18 protein-coding genes are annotated in these 16,518 nt (G+C 57.5%); 9 read left to right on the forward strand and 9 right to left on the reverse strand.

All coding sequences use genetic code 11. The annotated features are described in order from the left end of the window. Positions 1–4: 4 nt before the first annotated feature. The 3 genes from ACN0X0_RS11165 to ACN0X0_RS11175 form a co-directional block, all read right to left on the reverse strand. Positions 5–862, reverse strand: coding sequence for a hypothetical protein (locus ACN0X0_RS11165; protein WP_417279219.1), 858 nt, complete (start codon positions 860–862; stop codon positions 5–7). 185 nt (positions 863–1,047) lie between these two features. Beyond that, the gene (locus tag ACN0X0_RS11170) at positions 1,048–1,815 is read right to left on the reverse strand and encodes a hypothetical protein (RefSeq protein WP_417279220.1); all 768 of its coding nucleotides are present in this window, start codon (positions 1,813–1,815) and stop codon (positions 1,048–1,050) included. A 4-nt stretch (positions 1,816–1,819) separates the two neighbouring features. Next, positions 1,820–2,086, reverse strand: coding sequence for a spike base protein, RCAP_Rcc01079 family (locus ACN0X0_RS11175; protein WP_417261269.1), 267 nt, complete (start codon positions 2,084–2,086; stop codon positions 1,820–1,822). A gap of 240 nt (positions 2,087–2,326) precedes the next feature. On the opposite strand from ACN0X0_RS11175, the gene ACN0X0_RS11180 reads away from it, so the two are divergent. Together ACN0X0_RS11180 and ACN0X0_RS11185 are read left to right on the forward strand one after the other, a co-directional pair. After that, on the forward strand, positions 2,327–4,432 hold the full coding sequence (locus ACN0X0_RS11180; RefSeq protein WP_417279221.1) for a YjbH domain-containing protein: 2,106 nt from the start codon (positions 2,327–2,329) through the stop codon (positions 4,430–4,432). A gap of 5 nt (positions 4,433–4,437) precedes the next feature. Further along, positions 4,438–5,082, forward strand: a complete 645-nt coding sequence (locus ACN0X0_RS11185; RefSeq protein ID WP_417279222.1) for a YjbF family lipoprotein — start codon at positions 4,438–4,440, stop codon at positions 5,080–5,082. An 8-nt stretch (positions 5,083–5,090) separates the two neighbouring features. Here the strand turns inward: ACN0X0_RS11185 and ACN0X0_RS11190 are convergent, their stop codons facing one another. After that, positions 5,091–6,104, reverse strand: coding sequence for a polyprenyl synthetase family protein (locus ACN0X0_RS11190; protein WP_417279223.1), 1,014 nt, complete (start codon positions 6,102–6,104; stop codon positions 5,091–5,093). 59 nt (positions 6,105–6,163) lie between these two features. Between ACN0X0_RS11190 and ACN0X0_RS11195 the strand changes: the two genes are divergently transcribed. From ACN0X0_RS11195 to ACN0X0_RS11205, 3 genes are all read left to right on the forward strand, one after another. Beyond that, positions 6,164–6,382: a DUF2007 domain-containing protein gene (locus ACN0X0_RS11195; RefSeq protein WP_417261265.1), complete on the forward strand. Its 219-nt coding sequence runs from the start codon at positions 6,164–6,166 to the stop codon at positions 6,380–6,382. Further along, positions 6,379–7,140, forward strand: coding sequence for a tRNA1(Val) (adenine(37)-N6)-methyltransferase (locus ACN0X0_RS11200; protein ID WP_417279224.1), 762 nt, complete (start codon positions 6,379–6,381; stop codon positions 7,138–7,140). Before ACN0X0_RS11195 ends, ACN0X0_RS11200 begins: the two co-directional genes overlap by 4 nt. Positions 7,141–7,275: 135 nt before the next feature. After that, positions 7,276–7,443: a YdcH family protein gene (locus tag ACN0X0_RS11205; protein WP_226554566.1), complete on the forward strand. Its 168-nt coding sequence runs from the start codon at positions 7,276–7,278 to the stop codon at positions 7,441–7,443. 6 nt (positions 7,444–7,449) lie between these two features. On the opposite strand, the gene ACN0X0_RS11210 is transcribed toward ACN0X0_RS11205, so the two are convergent. From ACN0X0_RS11210 to ACN0X0_RS11225, 4 genes are all read right to left on the reverse strand, one after another. Further along, a complete protein-coding gene (locus ACN0X0_RS11210) occupies positions 7,450–8,316 on the reverse strand; it encodes a DMT family transporter (RefSeq protein WP_417279225.1) in 867 nt (288 codons plus the stop codon). A gap of 91 nt (positions 8,317–8,407) precedes the next feature. Further along, a complete protein-coding gene (locus tag ACN0X0_RS11215) occupies positions 8,408–9,130 on the reverse strand; it encodes a beta-ketoacyl-ACP reductase (RefSeq protein WP_417279226.1) in 723 nt (240 codons plus the stop codon). Between the two features lie 157 nt (positions 9,131–9,287). Next, positions 9,288–10,463, reverse strand: a complete 1,176-nt coding sequence (locus ACN0X0_RS11220; RefSeq protein ID WP_417279227.1) for an acetyl-CoA C-acetyltransferase — start codon at positions 10,461–10,463, stop codon at positions 9,288–9,290. A 163-nt stretch (positions 10,464–10,626) separates the two neighbouring features. Beyond that, positions 10,627–11,454, reverse strand: coding sequence for an EAL domain-containing protein (locus ACN0X0_RS11225; protein WP_417261260.1), 828 nt, complete (start codon positions 11,452–11,454; stop codon positions 10,627–10,629). Between the two features lie 339 nt (positions 11,455–11,793). Between ACN0X0_RS11225 and ACN0X0_RS11230 the strand changes: the two genes are divergently transcribed. Next, a complete protein-coding gene (locus ACN0X0_RS11230) occupies positions 11,794–13,083 on the forward strand; it encodes a PAS domain-containing protein (RefSeq protein ID WP_417279228.1) in 1,290 nt (429 codons plus the stop codon). Here the strand turns inward: ACN0X0_RS11230 and ACN0X0_RS11235 are convergent. After that, positions 13,067–13,630, reverse strand: coding sequence for a TlpA disulfide reductase family protein (locus tag ACN0X0_RS11235; protein WP_417279229.1), 564 nt, complete (start codon positions 13,628–13,630; stop codon positions 13,067–13,069). The genes ACN0X0_RS11230 and ACN0X0_RS11235 overlap by 17 nt on opposite strands. 13 nt (positions 13,631–13,643) lie before the next feature. Here ACN0X0_RS11235 and argH point away from each other — a divergent pair, with 13 nt between their 5' ends. From argH to lysA, 3 genes are read left to right on the forward strand one after another with little or no spacing between them, the layout of a single operon-like run. After that, entirely contained in the window at positions 13,644–15,035 is a 1,392-nt protein-coding gene (argH, locus tag ACN0X0_RS11240; protein WP_417279230.1) for an argininosuccinate lyase, read from the forward strand. Continuing rightward, entirely contained in the window at positions 15,032–15,199 is a 168-nt protein-coding gene (locus tag ACN0X0_RS11245; protein ID WP_226554573.1) for an argininosuccinate lyase, read from the forward strand. Before argH ends, ACN0X0_RS11245 begins: the two co-directional genes overlap by 4 nt. A gap of 39 nt (positions 15,200–15,238) precedes the next feature. Beyond that, on the forward strand, positions 15,239–16,504 hold the full coding sequence (lysA, locus tag ACN0X0_RS11250; RefSeq protein WP_417279231.1) for a diaminopimelate decarboxylase: 1,266 nt from the start codon (positions 15,239–15,241) through the stop codon (positions 16,502–16,504). The last annotated feature ends 14 nt before the right edge of the window (positions 16,505–16,518 follow it).

Below are 16,518 nucleotides of genomic sequence, written 5' to 3' on the forward strand. Positions count from 1 at the left end.
TCTGTCAAACCGTACTGGTTTCATACACACGGTCGAAAGGCGTGCCGAGGGCGCGGAAATGATCCAAGTCTTTCGCATAAAATCGTGCAATGAAACGATCAAATGCCTCAAGGTCGCGGTCGTTGAGACCATAGCGTACCTCAGGTTGCAGATTTTCGCGCTCAGTGTCCGTTTTGCGGCTTTTGCGCAAAAGAGACATCGCCGTCATCGCTCCAGGCAGACGCCGCAGCGACTTCTTGATCGTGTTGTTGGATAGGATGGCCCCCATCGGGCCTCCGACAGAAAACTGCTCACTGCTGTTCTCGCGAGCAAAATGGAGATCGCGGCCCAGAATGTTCGAAATGTCTGCGGCAAAATCCTTGAAGGCGGAGACGGGATAAGGGCGAATGTCCAGATTTTTTGCGTCGGCGCGTTCCGATTTCAAAAAAATCCACTGCGGGCGAAAAAACGCATATTCGTGATTTTCCATGGCATTTTCTGCAACGCCGAGGGCATCAAGCGCCTCAAGAAGCTTTTTGAAAAAGGCACTGCGTTTGGCTTGATCAGCGAAGCGAATGTCCACATCACCGTACATTTTGGAATATTGATTCACCGCTGCCAGAAAACGGCTTTTGGGATCGCGGTACAGTGCAAAAAAGGGCAGTGAAAGGGTCGTCTGCCAAATGTCCGGGTAAAAATGCGCGAATTCATCAATGCCGATATGGCTGCGATCAATGATGCGCTCTCCGGTCAGCGGATCGGGATAATTATTGGCAAAGTCGAAAGGCGTATCGCGCAGGGGCTCAAGAACATCTCGCACAGAGGTTCCCGCCACCTTGGGATTGTGCATGAAAACAAAGCCGAGTTCGCGCGATACAATCATGGGCAGGTAGATCCTTTTTTGCGAAAGCCTATGGCAGATGGGTCTCCTTCCCCGAACATTTCGCGTTTCGTGGGCTTTGTCTAGGTTCGATTCCTCCAAGGCAGGGTTTCTACTCAAGCCGCATGGGTTGCGAGTAGAAACCCCTATATGAGAGGCCATTTTTTAGGCGCCCTACGTATCGCGCCTCAGTATTGTTGTTGGAGAAATGAGACCAGTGCAGACCGGTCTGCCGCAGGGTTGCTCGCTGTTATGATCGCGCCATAAAGCCTGACATTTGCCATGTAGCCTGTGGTTGCGGGATTGCCAAAGAGGAAAAAGTTTGTGTCTGAGAGGGTCACAGTATTCGTGCCGTTCGCCGAACTGGATGTCGTTTGCTGTACGCCATTCAGATAGAAACGTGATTGCCCATAGGTGTCTCCCGTCGTTCTTTCCCATGATCCGACGGCGTCGGCGCCCGCAGTAGCGGGGACAAACAGGTTGTTCCCGTTGTTATGGCGCCAGCCATAATTTCCTGTCCCGAATGTCGCCGCCAAGGCACCATTGCCGACCCCGAGGTCAAAGAGACGAATGTCGTCTTTGGCCGTGTTGTTCAGGATTCTATGCGCCGAATGAAAGCACAAAGAGGGATCGCTCGAAAGGCTCAGAAGGGCCTCGAGGCGGCCGGTCACACCATCGGACACAAGCCAATGTGCGGCGCCATCGGTGCGATACGTCGGGCGCGCTGTCGCTGTGTTTTGTTTCAGGTCATACCCGTTCCCGCTCTTGTCGCGCATCGCGCCGACCGGCTGGCCATCCGCCGTCACGGGGGTGGTCATCGCGGCATCCTGAAAGAGCGTCGTCAGGTCGCTTGGGTCGTACCATGCGATCAGCCCGCTCACGTCTGTCGGGGAAAAGCCGACCGAGGTGCGCTGTCGCATCGCACACCCCATGAGGCCATAATCCAGTCCAAGCATGTTTTTACCCCACCATAAAGGCGTGGATGCCCGTGGCGGTGGTTCCGGTGGCGTTCACCCGGCGGACCCCAACCGGAAGAATGGCAAAATCTGCGACGGCCACCGTCCGGGTTTCCCCTTTTTGCGTGACGATCGACAGATTGCCTGCGCCTTCGACATAAAGCGCGACAGCCACCGTCGCGAAATCCACTGTGTTGGACGGTGTAACCGGGCTGAGATCGGTTGCCGGACCGTTCAGAGACGGGGCGCGGTTCTTAAAGGGGTCAGACATTGTAGGGTCCTTTGCTCATGGTTCAGGCCAAGCACATCGCAAGCCGAGACTTCGATGCGGTTCGCCCAAGAGCTAAAGAAAATCCTTTATCAAACATGAAAACCAGCGCGCGTTGGGCACGCAACACGCTGCAATTCGGACACAGGTCTAAGCAGAGTAGCGCTCAACTTAAGGTTGGGGTTCACAGGGGGGCTTTATGATTTATGCTGCAATGCAAAATCATCGCGTGTGGGTGGAACCGTGACCGTATTGCATAAAAGCCTCGGACTTTCGACCTCTCTGCTTCTCCTGAGTATCGGCGCAGCGCATGCTCAGGATGTTGATCTGCGCTTTCCCGTCTCGGAATTCGGCACGCCCGGCCTGATCGATATGCCGACTGGCGAAGTCTTCGAGGACGGCACGTTGCTTTTGTCTTCGGCCTTTCACAGCGGCGTTCAAAAATACACCCTGAGCTTCCAGCTCACGCCCCGTATCTTTGGCTCCTTCCGCTATGCGATCGTCGACAGTTTTGATGGCGGCGATGGCGCACGCTATGACCGCAGTTTCGATTTCGGCTATTTGCTGGCCGAGGAAACCGGGCTGCGACCCTCTATGGTCGTTGGGCTTCGCGATTTCGGGGGCACAGGCGTCTATGGCTCTGAATATCTTGCCGCGACCAAACATTTCATGGACGACCGCCTCTCTGTGACAGGCGGGATCGGTTGGGGACGTCTGAGCAGCTATGGTGGGTTTCAGAATCCTCTGGGCGTCATCGCGGATGAATTCAAAACACGCCCTTTTTCGGGCACCGATACGGGACAACTTGACTTGGACCAGTGGTTCCGAGGCGATGCAGCCCTGTTCGGTGGGCTTGCCTATCAGATCAGCCCGCGGCTGTCTTTTGCGCTCGAATATTCCTCCGACGCCTATGAAACAGAAGTCGCCAACGCCGGGTTTGAACATAAGACGCCGATCAATGCCTCGCTCTCCTATGGGTTCGAGAACGGCGGGGCTCTGACGGTTTACGCGTTGCATGGCTCCGAGGTCGGGTTCTTGGCCAGCCTACCGGTTCATCCGCAAAACCCGAAATATAGCAGTGGCATAGAAGACGCACCTCCCGCCCTTTTGCCGCGTCGCACCGCGGCCGCGCTGTCCTGGGATGAGGCCAGCATTCAAACCCGCGAGAGCCGCACCTATGCCGCACTCGAAGCGGAGGGGATCGCTCTTGAGGGCATTTCGGTTGCGGGCAGCACCGCCACCGTGCGCTTCGTCAACGGGCGTTATCCCGCCACGGCTCAGGCGCTGGGCCGCACCGCGCGGGTGTTGGCCAATACCTTACCGGCGGAGATCACGACCTTTCGTCTCGAAGCGACCGCGAACGGCATGACCACCTCGCGGACCACGCTGCGCCGGTCCGACCTTGAGGAGTTGGAATACGATCTGGATGGCACATGGCGATCTTACACCCGCGCCCGGATCGAGGATGCGCCGCGAACGGAAACCCAATCTATCGCAGGGGTTTATCCGAAATTCGATTGGCGTCTCACGCCCTATCTCGACCCGGCCCTGTTCGATCCCGATGACCCCATTCGTGCCGATGCGGGTCTTCAGGCTGAGGCGTCCTTTACCCCGATGCGGGGGCTGATCTTCTCCGGCACGCTGCGTCAGCCGCTCGTCGGCAACCTCGATGAAAGCACGCGCTCCTCGAACTCCGTTCTGCCGCATGTGCGCACCGACAGCGTGTCCTATGCGACGCAATCCGATCTTGAGATCAAGCATCTGACGGCGGAATATTTCTTTCGCCCCGGCACCAACCTCTTTGGCCGCGTGACGGCAGGCTATTTAGAAACCATGTATGGTGGCGTCTCCGGTGAGCTGCTTTGGAAGCCCGTCAATGGCCCGCTCGCGCTGGGCGCTGAGCTCAACTATGCCAAGAAACGCGAGTTCGATCAGCTGTTCGGCTTTCAGGAGTATGACATCGTGACCGGTCATGCCTCTGCCTATTATGATTTCGGCGGGGGCTATCTGGGGCAGGTCGATGTCGGACGTTACCTCGCGGGCGACTATGGCGCGACCTTCTCCTTGGATCGCGAATTCGACAACGGCTTCCGGGTCGGTGCTTTCTTTACCCTCACGGATGTGTCCTTCGATGACTTTGGCGAAGGCTCTTTCGACAAGGGGATACGTTTCACGGTGCCGATCGACTGGCTGAGCGGCACCGCGACGCAAGGCGGCTATGGTACGACCATCCGCCCGGTTCTGCGGGACGGTGGCGCACGTCTTGATGTACGCAATCGCCTCTACGAGGTCGTTCGCGGCTCGCAAACCAACGAGTTGGAAGACCGTTGGGGCAAATTCTGGAGATGACCGACATGTTGCGCCGCATCCCTCTTGTTGCTGTTCTTTTGGTGGGTTTGGCGGCCTGTTCCTCCAATCCTGAGGGCAGCCGCTTGCTCAAGGACTATTTTCAAGGCGCCGATGAGGCCGAGCCGAATGCCGCCTTTGTGGCTGCGCGTGACGCCAATGCGCCAACCTATATCGGCTCGCTGCAAACGCAGGAGAACGCCTATACGTTGTTCGCCCGGCAAACCACCAATGCCAAAGGTGAATCCACCTGGGTCTCTCCGGACAACCTGTCTCTGGGGATGGTCGATGGCATGATCATCGCGACCCGTGGCTTTGGCGATGATCAGATGGCCGGGGATGCGCGTCAGACACTGGCTGCGCTCAAAACGGGTCAAAATCGGATCACGGAGCATTTCGTCACCCGTCTCGACGGCGACAATCAGGCGCGCACGCTTGCCTTCCGCTGCGACGTGGAATTCCAAAAACAGGATGCCGTGCAGCTGAGCGAGGCCTACACCGCCAATACGGATTTGTTCTTAGAGACCTGCCGCAACGGTGAGACGGATTTCGTCAATTTCTTTTGGATCGAACGCGGCAGTCGTCAGATCGTCCAGTCGCGGCAATGGATCAGCGACGAAACTGGCGCCTTGGCGCTCCGTTTCGTCAAGTAATCGCTCCCTTAGCGGACGCGGGCGACCACGTAGTCTGCGATGTCTGAGAGCATCTCGACAATCTCGCCATTGGGCAGGGCCTTGAGCGCGTCCTTGGCTTTCGCGGACCACTCCAACGCCACGTCACGCGTGTCTTTCAGCGCGTTGTGACGGTTCAGCAGAGCAATCGCATGGTCGAGATCGCCGTCTTCCTGCTTGCCCTTCTCGATCGTCCGCACCCAAAAGGCGCGTTCTTCATCGTCGCCTTTGGCGATCGCCTTGATCAGCGGCAGGGTCAGTTTGCGTTCGCGGAAATCGTCACCGATGTTCTTGCCGGTCTGCTCCGAGCCCCAGTAATCCAAAAGGTCGTCGACAATCTGGAAAGAAATCCCAAGCGCATCGCCATAGTCGAACAGCGCTTTGACCATCGTCTCATCGGCCTCGGCCAGAACGCCACCGACCTCGGTTGCCGCGGAAAACAGTGCTGCGGTTTTGCCGCGCACGACTTGCAGGTAGATGTTTTCATCCGTCTTCAAATCCTGCGCTGCGGTGAGCTGAAGCACTTCGCCCTCGGCAATCGTCGCCGAGGCGTTCGACAGGATTTGCAGCACGCGCATGTTGTCCGCGTCTGTCATCAACTGAAACGCGCGCGCGAAAAGGTAATCCCCGACCAGAACCGAAGATTTGTTGTCCCACAACAGGTTGGCCGTCGGACGCCCGCGACGCTGAGCGCTTTCGTCCACCACATCGTCATGCAACAGCGTTGCCGTGTGGATGAACTCCACAGTCGCAGCGAGATGCACGTGATAGGGACCGTCATATCCACAGGCCTTCGCCGCCGCCAGCGTCAGCATCGGGCGCAGGCGCTTGCCGCCTGCTTCGATCAGATGCGCGGTCACTTCGGGGATGCGGGGCGCGTGTTTCGAGGACATGCGCTCGCGGATCAGCGTATTCACTGCGTCCAATTCCGGCGCCAAAGCCAGGGCCAGTTTCTCATGCGGCTTGACGGCAGCTTTCTCCAGATCCACTTTCTCCAGCCCCATGTGCGATCCCCCGCTTGCTCTGCTCGACAAACCTTTCGGACTGCCGTTAAATCAATGTGATGAAACAGCTTCTCCGCACCACCGACCCGACCCAGATCGTTTATGCCAAAGCCCTTCTGTCCGGGGAGGATATAGACTGCTTTGAAATGGACGTCCATATGAGCGTCCTTGAGGGCAGCATCGGCATTTTGCCGCGCCGTCTCATGGTGCGCGACGAAGACCTCACTCAGGCGCGGCGCATACTCAAGGACAATGATTTCGAATTGGAGGATCTGTGAGCACGACAGCCGATCTGAGCTGTGACGCTTTTCTGGGTGGTCTGCTCAACATCCATCAACCCGTCAAAGGGTATCGTGCCGGGGTCGATCCTGTGCTTTTGGCCGCGGCCACGCCTGCGCGACCCGGTGAAAGCATGCTTGAGCTGGGCTGTGGGGCAGGGGTCGCCTCTTTGTGCCTGCACGCCCGCGTTGAAAATCTGCGCCTGACTGGTGTGGAGATTCAACCTTTCTACGCCGATCTCGCGCGCCGGAACGCCGAGGAAAACCGCGCCGATCTCACTGTTTTTACGTCAGATTTACGGCATTTGCCGTCAGAGCTGCGCGCCCAGAGTTTTGATCACGTCATCGCCAACCCGCCCTATTACGAGCGCAGCCGCTCGACGGCGGCCGAGGATGCCGGGCGTGATCTGGCTTTGGCCGGAGAGACGCCTTTGGGGGACTGGGTCGATGTGGCGGCGCGGCGGCTCAAACCGAAGGGCTATCTGACGATGATCCAGAAAGCGGATCGCCTGCCGGAGCTGATCTGCGCGATGGAGGGTCGCTTGGGTTCGATCCGGGTGCGCCCGGTCCAGCCCCGTGTCGGTCGGGCCGCCGAACTGGTTCTGGTTCAGGCGCGCAAAGGCGGTCGGGCCGCTTTTGTCCTCGAACCAGCCCTTCTGATGCACAAAGGCGTGCGTCACGAACACGATGGCGAGAGCTACGCTGACGATGTGTTAACGATTTTGCGAGATGGCGCTTCCTTGCCGTGGTCACATTAAGGTTTTGGCAATATTTCGCATGCGACCATCCATGCGTCACATTGTTCCAAAAACAGACCGTGACACGACTCAAAATCTATGGTGCACTTGTTACATAGCTTTTACAAAGCTGTACCTTAACAGAGAGGAGAAGACATGAGCTTGACGTCCCACATCGAGGAACTGAAGAAAAAGCACAAATCCCTCTCGGAGGCCGTCGAACACGCCCAGCGTTCGCCAGGTTCCGATGGCCTTCGGATTGCCGATCTGAAGAAACAGAAACTCCGTATCAAAGAAGAAATTGCCCGTCTTTCCACGACCTGAGGCGCTTTAGGATTGGGACTGGCGGCTTTGATAGGCGGCCAGCCCTGCGCCCGCTGTGATCAGCAGGGCCGATACAATCAAGGTGGCGCGGGGTTCAGCGATCTTCGCGCCGACCAAAACAAGCGTGGACAGCAAGGGCGCGGCATAGGATGCGGTGCCTAAAAGCTGGATATTTCCGCGCTTCACCCCGATATCCCAGACATAAAATGCGGCACCGACGGGCCCAAGCCCGAGCGCGATCATGCTCGCCCAGCCAAGTTGGGTCGAGGGCCAGACTGTGTCCTCCAGCGCCAGATGTGCGATCAGGGACAGCGCGGCCGTGGCGAGGCAATAGACCGTGACGACCATGCTCGACACCGATTGAAACCGGCGCGAAATCACCGAATAGCTCGACCAGGTCAGCGCGCAGGCCGCCGCAAGCAGGTAGCCCAGCGTAAAGTCCCCGGCAAACGAGGCGCCTTTCGCAACGATGAGCGCGGCGCCAAGGAAGGACACCGCAGCGCCCACCAGATGTAGCGGGCGCAGGTGTTCCCCCGGCAAAAGTCCCGAAAACAGTACGATCAGCAAAGGCCAGAGATAGGCGATCAACCCGGCTTCGGCGGGGGGCGCGGCTTTGAGGGCGGAAAAATAGAGGAAGTGGTAGCCAAAAAGCCCCACGGTGCCAAAGGCATAGATCGACAGAGGCACATCGCGCAGCTCATGCCAGCGTTTGCTGACGGTGGTCCAAACGACCCCGATCGCGCCGCCTATGGCAAAGCACACCGCATTGAGTTGCAACGCGGGCACTTCTCGTGCGCCGACGGTGAACAGGGCCAAAAGCGCCCAAAGCAGGACTGCGATAAATCCGATGGCAGTGGCAGTGGTTTTGGTCATGTCGGCGATTAAGGCGGATTTTACCGGGAGAGCAATAAAAAAGGGGCCGCACTCATGCAGCCCCAATCGCTTATGGCGTTTGCAGTCCCGATCAGGCCAAGTATTGCCCGCCATTCGCCGTGATGGTCGAGCCGGTGATGAAGCCCGCCTCATCGGAGGCCAGGAACACAACGCAGCGCGCGATGTCTTCCGGTTCGCCCAAACGGCCCACAGGGATGGTCGAAATGATCGACTCGCGCACTTTTTCCGGCACGGCCATGACCATTTCGGTCGCGATATAACCGGGGCAGATCACGTTCACGGTGATGCCCGCACGCGCGCCTTCTTGCGCCAGTGCTTTGGTGAAGCCGATGTCACCGGCTTTCGCAGCGGAGTAGTTGGCCTGACCGAATTGGCCTTTTTGACCGTTGATCGAGCTGATGTTGATCACGCGGCCAAACTTGCGTTCACGCATGCCGGGCCAGAGCGGGTGGGTCATGTTGAACACGCCCGACAGGTTGGTGTCCATGACCTCCTGCCATTGCTCACGGCTCATCTTGTGGAACGGCGCGTCGCGGGTGATGCCGGCATTGTTCACCAGAACGTCGACCGGACCGAGATCTGCTTCGACCATGGCGATGCCTTCGGCGCAGGCGTCATAATCAGCGACCGACCATTTGTAGGTCTTGATGCCGGTTTCTTCGGTGAATTTTGCGGCTGCCTCGTCATTGCCGGCATAGGTCGCGGCCACGGCGTAGCCCGCCTCTTTCAAAGCCATGGAAATGGCTGCGCCAATCCCGCGTGATCCCCCGGTCACAAGAGCGACTCTCGACATGATATCCTCCTTATCACTGTTTTCTTGGAAATCTTGTTACTTAAAATATTTCTCAATCGCAACAATATTGCTTATGCAGTTGCGGAATATTTTCTCTCATCCCGTCGGATCAGCCTAACAAGAGCAGATGAAGGGGCCATGACGGCCCCCTCATGGATCAATCGCGCTCAAGGCAGACGGCAACACCCATACCGCCACCGATGCAGAGTGTGGCGAGACCTTTCTTGGCGTCGCGGCGCTGCATTTCAAAGAGCAGGGTGTTGAGAATGCGCGCACCAGAGGCCCCAATCGGGTGGCCGATGGCAATAGCGCCGCCATTGACGTTCACAATGGCCGGATCCCAACCCATATCCTTGTTCACAGCGCAGGCCTGAGCGGCAAAGGCTTCGTTGGCCTCGACGAGGTCCAGATCTTCGGCTTTCCAACCGGCTTTTTCGAGCGCTTTGCGCGAGGCAAAAATTGGGCCGACACCCATGATCGACGGATCGAGACCGGCGGTGGCGTAGGACGCAATGCGGGCGAGCGGCTTGATGCCACGTTTCTCGGCGTTCTCCGCGGACATCAAAAGCGCACCGGCGGCCCCATCGTTGATGCCGGAGGCGTTGCCTGCGGTGACCGAGCCGTCGCGATCAAAGGCGGGGCGCAGTTTCTGCATGTTTTCAATGGTGGCGCCGTGACGGATGTATTCGTCTTGGTCGACGATCGTTTCGCCTTTGCGGGTTTTCACAGTAAAGGGCGTGATCTCATCCGCAAATTTGCCCGCTTTCTGGGCGGCTTCGGCCTTGTTTTGCGAGGCGAGAGCGAATTCATCCTGCATTTCGCGGGAAATCTGCCACTGGTTGGCGACGTTTTCAGCGGTGATCCCCATGTGGTAGCCATTAAAGGCATCCCAGAGGCCATCCTTGATCATCGAATCGATGAACTTCATATCGCCCATCTTGTGACCCGCGCGCAGGTTGGCGACATGGGGGGAGAGGGACATGTTTTCCTGACCACCCGCGCAGACGATCTCTGCATCACCCAGCATGATATGCTGTGCGGCGAGAGCGATGGTACGCAGACCGGAGCCGCACACCTGATTGATGCTCCAGGCTGCCGATTCCTGCGGCAGGCCAGCGTTGATATGGGCTTGGCGGGCCGGGTTTTGGCCTTGGCCCGCGGTCAAAACCTGACCGAGGATGGTTTCGGACACTTCCCCTTTTTCAATGCCCGCACGCGCCACAAGCGCCTCAAGGACACAGGCGCCAAGCTCATGGGCTGGGGTGTTGGCGAAGGAGCCGGAAAAACTTCCGACGGCGGTCCGTGCTGCGGATGCGATAACGACGTTGGTCATGGTGACAATCTCTCTCCCATTGCTTCAAGGGGAGATTGCCCAAAGGGCGTGAAATTTGCAACAAAGTTGCTCGACTCCCCGCGTCAGGTCTATGCTGCGTCCGCAGCATAATCAACCTTCATCAAGGCTCTGAGGCGCTTTGCCGCCGTTTTTACGTCTATACTCAGCCCGCTTTCCGTTGTTCGTCGCGATTGCGCCAAACCGGGTCGATGGTCGCCGCACCGAAATAGTGACCCTGCATACAGTCGATGCCGATTTCCGTCAGATATTCTGCATCCGCAGAGTTTTCGACGAATTCGGCGACTGTATACATGTCAAAATGTTTCGCGACAGAGACCAGCGCCTGAGTGAGCACTTGGTTGTCCGGGTTCGAGGCAATGCCACGAATGAACTCACCATCGATCTTCACGATGTCGAAATAGAATTCCTTGAGATAGCGAAAGGCCGTGTAGCCAGCGCCGAAATCGTCCAAGGCAAATGAGATACCCATTGCCTGCAACTCCGACATGAAAACAGACACCAGATCGGGCATGACCATGGCTGAGCTTTCCGTGATTTCGAGAATCAGACGCTCCGCAATGGTCGGCCCCTTGGCTAGTCCCGCCGCAAGTGTCTCTTTCCAGCGCGGATATCCAATGGAGCGCGCGGACATATTGATCGCCAGGCGCAGATCGGGATGTTCGTCGAGGGCGCGCAGGCCAAGTTCGAGGGCCAGACAATCGAGCACGCGGCCTGTCTCGGTGGTTTCGGCCACATCAATGAATTCGCGGGCGGGAATCACGCGTCCGGTTTTATCGAGCACGCGGACAAGGCCCTCGTAAAAGGCGGGACGATCCGGGCGCAAGGTCTGAACAATGGGTTGATAGGCCAGCATCACCTGCTTTTTGCGCAAGGCCTCCTGAACCATCTCCATGGTGTTCCGATCCCGGCTCGCAATCGCTGCGGACAGCGGGCTTCCCAAATCGTTATGGTCATAGAAAGAGTCGTTCATCCCGTCACCTTGTATCGCATTCGCATTCCAGTCTTTAATTTGAACGGTTTGGGATAACGGCGGGTAAATTGCAGGTTTTTATGAGAAATTTCGTAAATAGCTTATCAATTACCTAAAGCTTTGAGATTTATGACTTTTTGTCTTTAAGTGCAGTGATCGGCACAATATGAGACAGATTTACTTAGAATTGTCGGTTCAATATGTCGCAGCAACCTGTCGGGAATGCGCATTTGTAGAAGAGACGTCTTTTCATGAGAAATGTTGGGCTGGGCCGTCGAACTTAACCAGATAGAAAGCAAGCTTTGGTTCTCTGTTGCAAACAGGACAATGGGAACTGACATGTCGCTCCAATATTCCACAACCAGCTTTGCTGCACATAAAGACGAAGCTCCATTTGAAATCGAAGAGCTGTTTTTTTCGCGAACGGACGAACGCGGTGTGATCGCCGCCGGCAATGAGGTCTTTCGTCGGGTGTCCGAATACTCGTGGGAGGAACTCGTTGGCGCGCCGCATAAGATCATTCGTCATCCGGATATGCCCAAGGGCGTTTTTTACATTTTCTGGGAGCGAATCAAAAAGGGGCTGGCCACAGGGGCCTATGTCAAAAATCGGGCCAAAGATGGCCGGTACTATTGGGTCTATGCCATCATTTCCCCAATTCAGGGCGGCTATGTCTCCGTGCGGCTGAAGCCGACGTCGAAAGTGTTCGACAGTGCCAAGGCCGCCTATGCCGAAATTTTGAAACTAGAAGAACAAGAGGGCCTTACGCCTGAACAAAGTGCCGCTGCGATCCGGGCCAAACTGCAGGAGATGGGGTTTCCGAGCTATGGTGCCTTTAGCTCATATGCGATTGCTCAGGAAATGCATGCCCGCGATCATGCGCTGTCACGTGCAGAGGACGGTCGCCTGCAAAGTCTTAAAAACCTGCTGCCGACGCTGAAATCTTTGGATGAACAACAGCAATCCCTGTTCGCGTCTTTTGCGAAAATTCGTGGAATTCCATCGAATATGCGAATCGTGGCGTCACGATTGGAACCCGCTGGCGGGCCGATCTCTGCCATTTCACAGAATTACCGGCTGATGTCCGATGAGGTGACGAACCATCTGGGCGGGTTTCGGGTCGAAACCGAAAACAAAAGCCTCTCTGAATCCGTGATCTTGCGGGTGTATCAGGGGCTTTTCATGATGGCGGCCTCGCGTCTTCAGCGAGAGGTTAAAACCGTCGCCTCGGAGGCTTTGTCCCGCGGCACGGAGAAAGATGGATTTCAGCAAGAAGTGGAAATTCTGACCAAGCTTCTGGATGAGTATACGCTTGAGGCGGGACAAGTTTTGATGTCCGTTTTCAATGATGTGACCGCTTTGACGCGGTCCGCCAAGGACCTGCGACAGTTGGTGACCGGGTTGGATTCGATCCGTGTGCTGTGCCGGGTGGAGGCGGGGCGCCTTGGGGCGCAGTCGGTCTCTCTGACGCCGGTCATCGATCAACTCGACACATTTCATGTCGAAATCGACAGGACTTTGGAGCAGATTCTGGAGCTTGCCGATAAAATCAAAACATTGGTCGAAGCGGCGATGCCGCGCAGTTTCAACGGGACACTACAGTATCAGGCGACTATGGCGCGTCGATAACATATGTCATGAGCGCTTGAGCGGAGGGGGAAAACCACTCCGCATCACCGGTCATGCGCGCAATCTCCTTTCCTTCGGGGGAAATCAGGATCGAAACGGGCAGACCCAAAACTCCCATCTCACGCGCCATGGCGCCTTTCGCGTCGACGCGCAGGGGGAGTGTCTTGATTTCTGCCTTCTCGAAAAAGCTTTTCAGGGCCGGGATGGGATTGTGACCTGTGGCAATCGGCAAGACGGTCAGGCCGCGTTCGCCGAATTCCGCAGATAGCGCATCCAGTGCGGGCATTTCCTTGCGACAGGGGGCGCACCACGTGGCCCAAAAATTCAAAAGCACATACTGCCCCTGATACTCCGCAAGCGTTTCTTCATTGCCGTCAAGATCCGTAAAGGCCAGCGCACTGACCTCTTTCGGCTCCGTATGGAACCCTAATTTCTGCATGCTGCCTTCGCGCAGAGCCATCGCGGCCTCGATGTCGAGCGCGGTGGCAGGAATTGCACCCAGGCTCAGGGCCGTATAAAGGGTGGCGACAATCAGCTTTTTCAACATGCGGGACACGTCCATGACCGATAAGAAATCAAACGCGATGTGGGGCGGCCGGTTCGCTGCCGGACCTGACGCCATCATGGAAGCGATCAACGCCTCCATTGATTTCGACAAACGGCTGGCTTCCCAAGACATCGCAGGCTCTCGCGCCCATGCGGCAATGCTCGCCAAACAGGGCATCCTCACTGATACCGATGCCGAGGCCATTCGGGAAGGCCTGCTCACGGTTTTGTCAGAGATCGAAGCGGGCGAGTTCACCTTTTCCACAGCACTCGAAGACATTCATATGAATGTCGAGTCCCGCCTCAAAGAGATCATCGGCGAGGCCGCCGGGCGCCTGCACACCGCGCGCTCGCGCAACGATCAGGTGGCCACCGATTTCAAGCTCTGGACACGTGATCAATTCGACGGCGCCATCGCTGGCGTTGAGGCGCTGATCCGGGCCTTGATCGCTCAGGCAGACAAAGGCGCCGATTGGGTCATGCCGGGCTTTACGCATCTTCAGACCGCGCAACCCGTCACCTGGGGCCACCACATGATGGCCTATGTCGAAATGCTGGGCCGCGATCTGTCGCGCTTCAAAGACGCCCGCGCCCGCATGAACGAAAGCCCGCTGGGCTCCGCGGCCCTTGCGGGCACGGGCTTCCCGATTGACCGCCACATGACGGCGGAGGCGCTGGGCTTTGATCGCCCGACCGCGAACTCGCTCGATGCCGTTGCGGATCGCGACTTTGCGCTTGAGTTCCTGTCCTGTGCTTCGATCTGCGCCATGCACCTGTCGCGTTTTGCCGAAGAGTTGGTGATCTGGTCCTCGGCTCAGTTCCGCTTTGTGACGCTCTCGGATCGCTTCTCGACCGGCTCTTCTATTATGCCGCAAAAGAAAAACCCCGATGCCGCCGAGCTGATCCGCGCCAAGATCGGGCGGATTTTTGGCGCCAATGTCGCCCTCATGACGGTGATGAAAGGCCTGCCCTTGGCCTATTCCAAGGACATGCAGGAAGACAAAGAGCAAGTTTTCGATGCCGCCGACAACCTGATGCTGGCTCTGGCTGCGATGACCGGCATGGTCTCCGACATGACCGCCAACATCGACAATCTGCGGGCTGCGGCTGCCTCTGGTTTCTCGACCGCGACCGATCTCGCCGACTGGTTGGTGCGTGAGGCTGGTCTGCCGTTCCGCGATGCGCACCATGTCACCGGCGCGCTCGTCGCCATGGCGGAGAAAAAAGGTGTCGATCTTCCGGATTTGAGCCTTGAAGAGATGAATTCCGTTCATGAAGCCATCACGACGGGCGTTTATGACGTCTTGACGGTTGAAAACTCTGTCGCTTCTCGCACAAGCTACGGGGGGACCGCGCCCGCACAGGTGCGTGCTCAGATCAAGCGTTGGAAAGAGGTGCTCGGATGAAACGCGTTGTAATGTCTTTGATGATGGCGCTTGGGCTTTCCGCCTGTGGTGTGGCTGGCGAGCCGGTGAAACCGGATGTCGGCATGTCGACCACTGTGGGTGTGAATTCGAAAGGCGGCGGCTTCACGGATACCTCCATCAATATCCATTTCCCGGCCAACTAAAGTCCTGCGTCGGACACGCTTATCGAAAGACCACCACTTATGGATCACTTCCTCTACAAGAACGGCGTGCTTTACGCCGAAGACGTCCCCGTGTCCGAAATCGCAGCCCAGGTCGGCACGCCGTTTTACGTCTATTCCACGGCCACGCTGACCCGGCATTTCACCCTCTTCGACGAGGCGCTGTCGGGGATGGATCACCTCGTGTGTTTCGCGATGAAGTCAAACTCGAACCTCGCCGTTCTGAAACTCATGGGCGAGCTGGGTGCGGGCATCGATGTGGTTTCGATTGGCGAATATCTCAAGGCGAAAGCGGCGGGTCTTCCGGGCGAGCGCATCGTGTTTTCGGGCGTTGGCAAGACGCGATCCGAGATGCGTCAGGCTTTGGAAGGTGGCATTCGTCAGTTTAACGTCGAAAGCGAGCCGGAACTTGAGGCTTTGAACGAGGTGGCAATCGCGTTGGGCGTTAAGGCCCCCATCGCATTGCGCGTCAATCCGGATGTCGACGCCAAGACCCACGCGAAAATCGCTACCGGCAAATCCGAGAACAAATTTGGCATCCCGATTGCCACCTGTCGTGAGGTCTACGCCCGCGCCGCCAAGATGGACGGCATCGACGTGGTCGGCATTGATGTACATATTGGCTCGCAGTTGACGCAGCTTGAGCCGTTCGAGCAGGCCTTCACTAAGGTGGCGGAACTGACCGAGACGCTGCGCGCCGATGGCCACAACATCCGCCGTCTCGATCTGGGCGGTGGGCTTGGCATTCCCTACGAACGCTCCAACGAAGCGCCGCCGCTGCCCATTGAGTACGGCGAGATGATCCAACGCACGGTCGGGCATCTCGGCTGCGAGATCGAGATCGAGCCGGGGCGTCTGATCTCCGGCAACGCGGGCATTCTCGTGTCCTCCGTCATCTATCTCAAACATGGCGAGGGGCGTGATTTCCTGATCGTCGATGCGGCGATGAACGACCTCGTGCGCCCCTCGATGTATGACGCCTATCACGACATCATTCCGGTCGTGGAACCGGAAGCTGCCGCCGAACAGGCGCCGATCGATATCGTCGGTCCAGTCTGTGAGACGGGTGATACCTTTGCCAAGGCGCGCAACATGCCGAAGCTCAGCGAAGACGATCTGGTCGCCTTCCGCTCCGCGGGCGCTTATGGCGCGGTGATGGCGTCGGAATATAATTCCCGTCCGCTCATTCCGGAGGTTCTGGTGAAAGGCGATCAATTCGCTGTCATCCGGCCGCGTCCGACCTATGACGAGATGATAAATCGCGATAGCATCCCTGTGTGGCTCTGACGTCTGCGCGGTTC

This window comes from Celeribacter sp. (assembly GCF_048270365.1).
Classification (GTDB): domain Bacteria; phylum Pseudomonadota; class Alphaproteobacteria; order Rhodobacterales; family Rhodobacteraceae; genus Celeribacter.

Bases quoted from the DNA above. Each gene is read 5' to 3' on its own strand.
- ACN0X0_RS11225 (WP_417261260.1), bottom strand. From the start codon at position 11,454: ATGAACGACTCTTTCTATGACCATAACGATTTGGGAAGCCCGCTGTCC.
- ACN0X0_RS11185 (WP_417279222.1), top strand. From the start codon at position 4,438: ATGTTGCGCCGCATCCCTCTTGTTGCTGTTCTTTTGGTGGGTTTGGCG.
- ACN0X0_RS11235 (WP_417279229.1), bottom strand. From the start codon at position 13,630: ATGTTGAAAAAGCTGATTGTCGCCACCCTTTATACGGCCCTGAGCCTG.
- ACN0X0_RS11165 (WP_417279219.1), bottom strand. From the start codon at position 862: ATGATTGTATCGCGCGAACTCGGCTTTGTTTTCATGCACAATCCCAAG.
- ACN0X0_RS11195 (WP_417261265.1), top strand. From the start codon at position 6,164: ATGAAACAGCTTCTCCGCACCACCGACCCGACCCAGATCGTTTATGCC.
- ACN0X0_RS11175 (WP_417261269.1), bottom strand. From the start codon at position 2,086: ATGTCTGACCCCTTTAAGAACCGCGCCCCGTCTCTGAACGGTCCGGCA.
- ACN0X0_RS11215 (WP_417279226.1), bottom strand. From the start codon at position 9,130: ATGTCGAGAGTCGCTCTTGTGACCGGGGGATCACGCGGGATTGGCGCA.
- ACN0X0_RS11245 (WP_226554573.1), top strand. From the start codon at position 15,032: ATGAAACGCGTTGTAATGTCTTTGATGATGGCGCTTGGGCTTTCCGCC.
- argH (WP_417279230.1), top strand. From the start codon at position 13,644: ATGACCGATAAGAAATCAAACGCGATGTGGGGCGGCCGGTTCGCTGCC.
- ACN0X0_RS11210 (WP_417279225.1), bottom strand. From the start codon at position 8,316: ATGACCAAAACCACTGCCACTGCCATCGGATTTATCGCAGTCCTGCTT.
- ACN0X0_RS11220 (WP_417279227.1), bottom strand. From the start codon at position 10,463: ATGACCAACGTCGTTATCGCATCCGCAGCACGGACCGCCGTCGGAAGT.
- ACN0X0_RS11170 (WP_417279220.1), bottom strand. From the start codon at position 1,815: ATGCTTGGACTGGATTATGGCCTCATGGGGTGTGCGATGCGACAGCGC.
- ACN0X0_RS11230 (WP_417279228.1), top strand. From the start codon at position 11,794: ATGTCGCTCCAATATTCCACAACCAGCTTTGCTGCACATAAAGACGAA.
- lysA (WP_417279231.1), top strand. From the start codon at position 15,239: ATGGATCACTTCCTCTACAAGAACGGCGTGCTTTACGCCGAAGACGTC.
- ACN0X0_RS11190 (WP_417279223.1), bottom strand. From the start codon at position 6,104: ATGGGGCTGGAGAAAGTGGATCTGGAGAAAGCTGCCGTCAAGCCGCAT.
- ACN0X0_RS11205 (WP_226554566.1), top strand. From the start codon at position 7,276: ATGAGCTTGACGTCCCACATCGAGGAACTGAAGAAAAAGCACAAATCC.